The organism is Alteromonas sp. 4NS20-0143 (assembly GCF_057542855.1).
The window spans coordinates 172,633-182,100 of record NZ_BAAJLR010000007.1 but is presented as its reverse complement, the minus strand read 5'-3'; the positions used below and the strand labels follow the sequence as shown (position 1 = coordinate 182,100).

The following is a 9,468-nucleotide window of genomic DNA, read 5'->3' as shown; positions in this document are numbered from 1 at the left end:
AACGGCGGGTTTTTTGCTTTCTGCCCCAAAATAATAATGGGGGTCAGGTCCGCATTTATCCTCCCAATTGCATTCACTACATCCAACCTAACGCATATAAAACAGGGGCAGAACCCAATTTATTGTTATTTTTAGCGCTGAACTCTGACTATCGAACTCAAATATAAATGGGGGTCAGATCCGCATTAATCGCCAATCTAAACAAACACAATCAAACTCAGCGCTCATAAAGGAGGAACAGAACTCTACTGCTGTTACCTATAGGCTCAAACTAGAATAGCCAACAGAAAATGTGGACCTGACCCCCTTTATTATTTATGTGGTTCTGACCCCATTTATTCTCTATTATCGGTGTTCGCTATTATTTTTGAATTATAAAAAGGGACTAACTGATGTCAGAGAGAGTAATTTTGGAGGCGACGTTTAATCCATCGGTAAAGACCTACTGGCTGGTCAGTCTATTGTTGTTTTCGACACTAATTGTAATAGGTATCCCTTTTCTCATAATTTCCATTCCATTGTTTTATTTTATTAGCGGCAGAACACTCGCTGCCATGTCAGCCACTATTACTGAGCGTAAGTTGGTTGTAAAACGAGGGATTCTAAACAAGGAAGAGAAGTCGATACCCTTGGAAAAAATTACTGATGTGGCGATGGTTCAAGGGCCTCTAATGAGATTGTTTAATCTGCATCGATTATCGTTTGAAACCGCAGGTCAATCCGCGCAGGGCGCGTTAGTTTCGCTCATCGGTATAAATGATGCCGCTAACTTCAGAGAAACAATTCTAACCCAAAAAGACCAGATTGCATCTGGGATGAGGTCTACGTCAAACTCAACTGACAACGATCAAACTGAAATGTCGCTACTTATTGATAGTGTAAAGCGAATCGAAGTACTTTTGGAGAAGTTGGTTAACGCTAAATAAATTATCGCTTGGAAAAGGTAATAAATTTTTCGCCCATAGCGCATTGATAAAAAACAAAAAAGCCAGCTGATTGCTGGCTTTTGTAATTGAGTATTCTATAAGCTCTCTAGCCTTACGCTACATGGCCCTAGACTATTTCGCTTTGCGGTTAATTGGCCTTACGCTATTTTGCCTTACCCTGTTTTGCAACAGCATCCATCATTGCTTTGATAGCTTCTGGGTCGCCAAGGTACTCTTTTGAAATAGGCTTTAGGTTTTCATCTAGTTCGTAAACTAAAGGAACGCCTGTAGGGATATTAAGTCCTAGTACTTCTTCATCAGACATACCGTCTAAGTATTTCACTAAAGCACGCAAACTATTGCCGTGAGCTGCAATGATCACACGTTTGCCATCTTGAATTTGAGGACGAATAACGTCATGCCAATAGGGAAGCACACGTTCTATTGTTAATTTTAGGCTTTCACCGCGCGGTAATATTTCAGCATCTACATTGTTGTAGCGGCGATCATGACCAGGGAAATGTTCACTGTCAGTTTCTACTGCCGGCGGTGGGATATCAAAACTACGACGCCATACCTTCACTTGCTCTTCGCCATGCTTAGCAGCAGTTTCTGCTTTGTCTAAACCTGTAAGCGCACCATAGTGACGCTCGTTTAAACGCCAGTGACGCTCAACAGGTAGGTAGTGTTGGCCCATCTCTTCAAGTGCGATATTCAGTGTTTTGATTGCGCGAAGCAATACAGACGTGTAAGCCTGATCGAATTCGAATCCTGCTTCCTTAAGCATCTGACCGGCGGTTGTTGCTTGCGCAATACCAGTATCGGTCAATTCAACGTCATGCCACCCAGTGAAACGATTTTCTAAGTTCCACTGACTCTCTCCGTGACGAATAAGTACCAATTTATACATAGTTGGGCTACCTGCGGGGGTTGAGTAAAATTGCCTAACAGCCTATAAAATTTAGACGTGCAGACGTATATTCAAGATTTGTGTAATATCATCCTTGATCGGCGATAAAAAATCCAGCGTCAACCCCTATAAAATCTGAGGTAAGACCAAACTATAATAAAGAAGTGTTGCGCATGTGGGCGCTATATAAATTTGCTCATACTCGGATGATATGTGTCCAACCAGAGCGCAATTGACGGATCGTCGATAAAGCTAAAATCCTCAAAATCGAACCCCGGCGCTACTGTACAACCCACTAAGCTATAATCTCCAGTACTGAACGCCGCTTGATAATTGCCAGCAGGCACAATATCGACATAATCCTCTTCTTGGCTACCTATTGTTTTCTGCGTAAGCGTTTTATCGTGTAATTGAATTAATTGTAACGGTGCACCTTCATAATGATTCCACACCTCATCATGAAGCACGCGATGAAAGCGGCTCATTTCACCTTTCAGTAAAAGAAAGTAAATATGGGTGAGCGCAGTTCGGGGTTGTCCATGTGCATGAGACATAGTTGTACTTGCTGATTTATAGACTTGTTTGAAATATCCGCCTTCTGGATGTGGGGCTAAATCATATTTTTGAATAAGTGGGTGCATACGCTTTATTCTTTTTGTCAGTGGGTTGGTATAGGTTTGGTAACTCCAATTCTATACCTATGACACACGAACAGTAAAAACTAAAACGAGAAGCTCGGCAACAAAGCAGACCCTTACTTGGTAACCTACAATGATAAATATAAGGCAATAGTACGCTAACTAAATAGATGAGTTGAAAAATACCACATTACATGAACTTTTTTTCATGTCTAATGCGTATAAGAATTAGCAGCTGAACGTTTAGGTGTACACGCTGCACTCTAGGTCTTTCCTAAAGTCTTCTCGTTCAGCGAACATTATAGAATTCGAACAGGCAAATAAGGATAGTGACCATATGACCTATAAGTCTTTTTCAGACCTTGAAGTAAAGGGTAAAACTTTCAAGGCTATCAATCTCGACAGCATCAATGAAAAGTACGCACTCGATCGCCTTCCCTTTTGCATCAAGGTACTTTTAGAAAATCTGGTTCGCCATGAGGACAAAGAATTTGTCTCTAGCGAAGATATTGAACATGTTGCTAAGTGGGATACATCAAACAACGAAGAACTCGAAGTTTCTTTCGTCCCTGCACGAGTTATTCTGCAAGATTTTACCGGTGTTCCGGCTATTGTCGATTTAGCGGCTATGCGCGATGCAGTAGACCGTCTTGGCGGAGACGCTCAAGCTATTAATCCGTTAAACCCAGTAGAGCTCGTCATTGACCACTCCGTAATGGTCGACCATTTCGCAGAAGAAAATGCCCTACAGAAAAACACTGATATAGAAATTGAGAGAAACCGCGAACGTTATCAGTTCCTGAAGTGGGGACAGTCTAGTTTCGACAATTTCAAAGTGGTGCCTCCAGGTCGTGGTATCGTCCACCAAGTCAACCTTGAATACCTAGCGCGTTGTGCGTTCACTAAAGAAACGGATGAAGGCAACTTCGTTTATCCAGATACCTTAGTCGGTACAGATTCTCACACCACAATGATTAATGGCTTAGGCGTACTAGGTTGGGGTGTGGGCGGTATCGAAGCTGAAGCCGCCATGCTGGGTCAGCCTGTAACCATGCTATTACCTAATGTTGTGGGCTTTAAATTAGAGGGTAAGCTTCCTGCTGGAGTGACTGCCACTGATATGGTACTTACCATCACTCAACAGCTTAGGTCGCACGGTGTTGTGGGTAAATTTGTTGAGTTCTTTGGTCCAGGCTTGAAGCATCTTACTACAGCCGACCGAGCCACTATTGCCAATATGGCACCAGAATACGGTGCTACGTGCGGAATTTTCCCCATTGACGATGTAGCTCTTGATTATCTTCGCTTAACTGGCCGAGATGAGGCGCAAATTGAGCTTGTTGAGAAGTACGCTAAGTACAGTTCGCTATGGCATGACGACTACTCAAAAGACGCTGAATATCACGAAACACTTGAGCTTAACTTAAATGACGTAGTTCCCTCTATTGCAGGGCCTAAACGTCCGCAAGATAAAATTGCGCTCGATAAAGCGGCTGAAGCATTTAACGAATGGCATCGCTCACAGATTGATGTGAAGGTACTTGATGAAGAAACAGAATTTGTGGCCGAGGGCGGTCTAGTCGGCGGCAGTGATGTTGACGAAGAACATGATTCCTATGTGAATTTCAGAAATAGCAAATTCAATTTAGAAGATGGGGCAATAGTAATTGCGGCCATCACGAGTTGTACAAACACCTCTAACCCCTCTGTACTTGTGGCCGCAGGATTATTAGCACAAAAAGCAGCAGAGAAAGGGTTAACCAGTAAGCCGTGGGTAAAAACTTCTCTTGCACCAGGTTCGCAAGTAGTAACCCAGTACTTGGAAGATGCCAATTTGATGGCGCCATTAGAAGCGCTTGGTTTTAACTTGGTAGGATATGGGTGTACAACATGTATTGGTAACTCGGGGCCGCTACCCGACCCTATTACCGATGCCATAAGAAAAGCTAAACTCACTGTTACCTCTGTTCTGTCGGGCAACCGAAACTTCGAGGGGCGTATTCACCCAGATGTTGCTGCAAACTATTTAGCTTCACCGCCGCTTGTCGTGGCTTATGCATTAGCAGGCAACATGAACGCGGATATTACTAAGGAGCCTTTAGGTAAATCTAAAGATGGCGAGCCTGTATATCTCAAAGATATATGGCCTTCAGAAGAAGAAATTCAAAAGTACATTACTGAAAACGTAACCGGTGCACTCTTTAAAGAAAAGTATGCCGATGTGTTTAAGGGCAGCGGTGAGTGGAACGAGCTGAGTGTTAGTGAAACGTCGGTCTACGATTGGCCTGATTCAACGTACATCAAGCATCCTCCGTTCTTCGAGGTGATGGAGAAAGAACCGGCTGCGCTTCAATCTATCGAAAATGCACGGTGTTTGGTAAAAGTGGGCGATTCAATCACTACCGACCATATTTCACCGGCGGGGGCCATTGCGCCAGATAGCCCTGCAGGTGAATATCTCCAAGCTCAGGGCGTCGATCCAAAAGACTTCAACTCTTATGGCTCACGTAGGGGTAATCATGAAGTCATGATGCGAGGTACATTTGCCAATGTGCGCTTGCAAAACCAATTAGCACCGGGCACGAAAGGAAGCGCTACAACCCATTATCCAAGCGGCGATAGCATGTCTATATTTCATGCTGCTATGCGCTACAAAGACGATGGCGTACCAGCTGTAGTAATCGGCGGAAAAGAATATGGTACCGGCTCAAGCAGAGACTGGGCTGCCAAAGGACCCTCGCTAATGGGTGTGAAGGCTGTGCTAGCAGAAAGTTACGAGCGTATTCACCGTTCTAACTTGATTGGCATGGGAATACTACCGCTACAGTTTAAAGAAGGCGACTCTGCATCTTCTTTAGACATAAAAGGCAATGAATCTTTCTCAATTGAGCCTGTAGAGCGAGGCCAGAAAGAGGTTAGCGTAACAATGGAAACCGATGACGGAGAGTCGAAAGTATTTAGCATGGACATTAGAGTAGATACGTCTAATGAGTTTACTTACTTTGAGAATGGCGGGATCCTTCATTACGTTATCCGTGAATATCTCCGTAAATAAAGAGATGCTTCGATAAGGTCTTAATATAAAAATGGGTCTTTTCGATATAAGCGCTCACAAAGAAAAAGGCCTTCGTTATTACGAAGGCCTTTTTTATTAGTTTTTTTAAGTCTCTTCTATTAATCGCCACTGACTATTTGCACTTGTGCTAAATCAGTATCGCCTTTAAGTACTTTAAAGATGGCGTCTTGTACCAGAGTACGCATGCCATCATCGGTGGCTTGCTTTTTCATCTGCGCTACACTCGATTCTTTGTATACTAGCGAGCGAAGTTCGGGTGTCATACCAAGTAATTCATGAACACCCGTTCTGCCTTTATAACCCGTGTTACCACATTCTGAGCAACCTTTTGCTTTATAAAGCTCCGGAATCCCAGAGAGGTTGAGCTCATGCATTTGGTCTTTACCATACTGGCGCTCAATAAACGCCATATCGGTATCTGATGCTACGTATTTTTCTTTACACTTCCCGCACAGCGTTCGAATAAGACGCTGGGCAAGTATACCTACACAGGCATCTGAAAAGTTAACCGGGTCTAACCCTAAATCGAGCAAGCGAGTAATTGTTTCCGGCGCCGAGTTTGTATGCAGGGTAGATAATACCAAGTGACCTGTCAGTGACGCTTCAATACCCGCATGAGCCGTTTCTTTGTCTCGCATCTCACCGATAAGAATAATATCTGGATCAGCACGTAAGAACGCACGCAATGCATTGGCAAAGGTGAAACCAATTTTGGGGCTTACTTGAACTTGCTGTAAACCAGGCTGTGTAATTTCCACCGGATCTTCAGCAGTCCATATCTTTTTCTCAGGGGTGTTTAAGTACCCAAGAATGGCATGCAGTGTCGTTGTTTTACCTGAACCTGTGGGCCCTACCACAAGAAGAATACCGTGGGGCTTTTTAATCATATCTTCAAGGCGGGCACGATTGTTGGGCGCCAAATTCATTTTATCTATTGGCATAGCGCCGCCCGAGGCCAATATCCGCATTACTACGCCTTCACCTGCAACAGTGGGAATAGTCGCTACACGAACTTCAACAAGCTGACCGTTCATTCTAAAGGCTAGCTTACCGTCTTGAGGAACGCGTTTTTCGGCTATGTTCAAATTCGACATTATTTTAATACGGGCTATCACCGCATTATGGTGAGAGTGGGGCACTTGGTTCATGTCTCGACACACACCGTCTACACGCATACGTACGCGGGTAGGGGCGTTCTTCTCAGGATCTATGTGAATATCTGACGCATTGAGTCGCTTCGCATCATGTAACACGCGGCTTACCAAACGAACAACCGCCGGGGCGTCATCTGAAAGCTCATCGAATTGGTCTTCTTTTTCATCACTAGAGGTACCGATTTCATCTAGGATATCACTCATTTCACCGGGGCCGCCGCCACCGCTGTTCTCACCAAGATATTGGAGTATTAAACTTGGTAGGCTAACCGCAATTTCATAGCTCTCTATACCCATTGCAGTCTCAATTTCCATGAGAAGCGCTGCGTTATTGGGTTCTGCCATTAATACGATGGGCTTATCGTGCGCATCAGCAATAACAGCAACATAGTTGCGTTTTAGATACGACACATTGAGTTTACTTTCATTTTCAAAGCGATGATATTTGTCGGGCAAGTAAGGAATAAAGGGCACTTGGTAATGAATAGAGAGAGAGTTACCAATTTCTTCTTCGGGAATACGATGTTCCGAAATAAGCCGTTGTACAAAAGCTCGAATATCTGGTGTCGATAAATTAAGCTCTTCTAATGTGTGCTCATCTAACAGGCTTTTGTGCACGAGTAAGTCGAATGGGTTATTCGTTCCACCTAGCTCAAAGCGAAATTTGTCCCCTAATATAAGTGCAAGTGCGTTACCCAATTTGAGATCATCTTGAGAAAAGGCGCTATCGGTCTTGTTGATGATTTGAATAACACCCATCAACACCCCTGCATTCATTATAGGAACGCATAGAATATTTTGGGTTTTGAAGTCGTTGTCTTTGTCGAACTTGCCTTCAAAGCGTAATCTTGGATGAATACTTTGAAGCATTGTCGCGTTGTAGGGATCGTCAATCACAACCGGTTTTTGCGACAGCGCAACGTACCCGGCTATCGACATCGCATTGATGGGTACCTTTATCTCCAGCGTTTCCTTACCTGTCTTAAATCTTGCAACAAGATCTTGATGCTGGCGGCGACGCTGGAAAATACTCATCCGCTGAGCACCAAACAACTCTAGAATAATTGGTTCGAGCAAACCATAGGCATCAAGTAACGTAGAGTGATTGTTTAATATGCGCTTGATTTGCGAAAATGTTTGTTGATTATTAACTACTTCCATATTCCCACTACTTAACGGTGTGAAACCTTGTGCTTCATCCCTTTCTTACGAAAATGTTTGCACGTTGCTATCATGCGGCGAACACGCTGCTAAATAGCTACTATATACCTACAACAACGGTAACGATATAGGTTTACGTAAACTGGAGCAACAATGGACGTGTAATAAGCGCTAGGCTACCCGTTTCAGGCTGAGGGCATTACATGCGCTAGGTTACAGGTAGCTTCGCTAGATGGTCTGTACTCAATCGCTTGGATCAAATCGAATACACTATTTCGATTGTGCTAATTCGATTGTACTAATTCGATTGTGTCGGGGTAAATTCATTTTTCTGTCATATATACGGTACAAAAAGCAAACTAGTAGTTGCATTGACGGTTAGCATCTGTATAATTCGCGCCCACTGTCCTATTTGGGCAATGAGTTTTTAGCCGCAACCACACTGCTTTTAGGGTGGCTGCCGACGTAAGAGATTTGTCTTTACCGACCAAGCTATTACAAGCGTGCTAGAAATAAGAACAGGGTTCCAATTGGGAACCATCGGTTTACGCACATCCTTTCTCTCTGAACGAAATAGAGAAGAAGGGGTGAATTTTTTTGTTCTTTCGATTGGAGCTTAATCGATGCCAAATCAAAGAATTCGTATTCGTTTGAAAGCGTTTGATCACAAGTTGATCGATCAGTCTACGGCTGAAATCGTTGAAACGGCGAAACGTACTGGTGCTCAGGTCAGCGGTCCTATTCCACTGCCTACTCGCAAAGAACGCTATACGGTATTGACATCTCCTCACGTAAATAAAGATGCACGTGACCAATATGAGATTCGTACTCACAAGCGTTTGGTAGACATCATCGAACCAACTGATAAAACAGTTGACGCGTTGATGCGTTTGGACTTGGCTGCTGGTGTTGATGTTCAAATCAGCCTGGGCTAACAAGAGAGGGTTATAACAATGGCGATTGGTCTAATCGGTCGTAAAGTGGGTATGACTCGCATCTTCACTGAAGATGGCACGTCAATCCCTGTGACTGTTATTGAAGCGACCCCAAACCGTGTTACTCAGTTACGCACTGAAGAAACTGACGGTTATCGCGCTCTTCAGGTTACTGCTGGAACTAAGAAAGCTAACCGCGTCAACAAAGCCGAAGCAGGTCACTTTGCTAAAGCTGGTGTTGAAGCTGGTCGCACTCTAGCAGAATTCCGCCTAGAAGATAACGAAGGTAACGATATTGAAGTAGGCGGTGAAATCACTGTTGAAATCTTTAACGATACCAAAAAGATTGATGTCACTGGTACATCAAAAGGTAAAGGTTTTGCTGGCGCGATCAAACGTTGGAACTTTAGTTCTCAGCGTATGACTCACGGTAACTCTTTGTCTCACCGTGCTCCTGGTTCAATTGGCCAAAACCAATCACCAGGTAAAGTTTTCAAAGGCAAGAAAATGGCTGGTCAGCTTGGTAACAAGCAAGTGACTACGCAGTCTTTGGAAGTTGTACGTGTTGACGTAGAGAACGGCCTTATCCTTGTTAAAGGTGCCGTACCTGGCGCAACTGGCAATGACGTTATCGTCAAGCCAGCTGTTAAAGCGTAACGTCTGGGGAG

At 43.8% G+C, this 9,468-nt stretch carries 7 protein-coding genes; 4 read left to right on the top strand and 3 right to left on the bottom strand.

Going from position 1 to position 9,468, the window contains the following annotated elements; translation table 11 throughout:
• Positions 1-392 precede the first annotated feature (392 nt).
• Entirely contained in the window at positions 393-926 is a 534-nt protein-coding gene (locus tag AC27HD_RS15060) for a PH domain-containing protein (protein WP_487106842.1), read from the top strand.
• Positions 927-1,089: 163 nt separating this feature from the next.
• On the opposite strand, the gene gpmA is transcribed toward AC27HD_RS15060, so the two are convergent.
• Both gpmA and AC27HD_RS15050 read right to left on the bottom strand, forming a co-directional pair.
• Positions 1,090-1,836 carry a 2,3-diphosphoglycerate-dependent phosphoglycerate mutase gene (gpmA, locus tag AC27HD_RS15055; protein ID WP_163107038.1) on the bottom strand — a complete coding sequence of 249 codons (747 nt, stop codon included), beginning with the start codon at positions 1,834-1,836 and terminating at the stop codon, positions 1,090-1,092.
• A 182-nt stretch (positions 1,837-2,018) separates the two neighbouring features.
• Positions 2,019-2,477: a cupin domain-containing protein gene (locus AC27HD_RS15050; protein ID WP_487106840.1), complete on the bottom strand. Its 459-nt coding sequence runs from the start codon at positions 2,475-2,477 to the stop codon at positions 2,019-2,021.
• A gap of 334 nt (positions 2,478-2,811) precedes the next feature.
• Here AC27HD_RS15050 and acnA point away from each other — a divergent pair, with 334 nt between their 5' ends.
• A complete protein-coding gene (acnA, locus tag AC27HD_RS15045; RefSeq protein WP_487106839.1) occupies positions 2,812-5,529 on the top strand; it encodes an aconitate hydratase AcnA in 2,718 nt (905 codons plus the stop codon).
• Between the two features lie 119 nt (positions 5,530-5,648).
• Here acnA and AC27HD_RS15040 read toward each other — a convergent pair whose 3' ends face one another.
• Entirely contained in the window at positions 5,649-7,865 is a 2,217-nt protein-coding gene (locus tag AC27HD_RS15040; protein WP_081926613.1) for a GspE/PulE family protein, read from the bottom strand.
• Between the two features lie 623 nt (positions 7,866-8,488).
• Between AC27HD_RS15040 and rpsJ the strand changes: the two genes are divergently transcribed.
• Positions 8,489-8,800, top strand: coding sequence for a 30S ribosomal protein S10 (gene rpsJ, locus AC27HD_RS15035; RefSeq protein ID WP_006012796.1), 312 nt, complete (start codon positions 8,489-8,491; stop codon positions 8,798-8,800).
• Positions 8,801-8,818: 18 nt separating this feature from the next.
• Positions 8,819-9,457: a 50S ribosomal protein L3 gene (gene rplC / locus AC27HD_RS15030; protein ID WP_032095144.1), complete on the top strand. Its 639-nt coding sequence runs from the start codon at positions 8,819-8,821 to the stop codon at positions 9,455-9,457.
• Positions 9,458-9,468 lie beyond the last annotated feature (11 nt).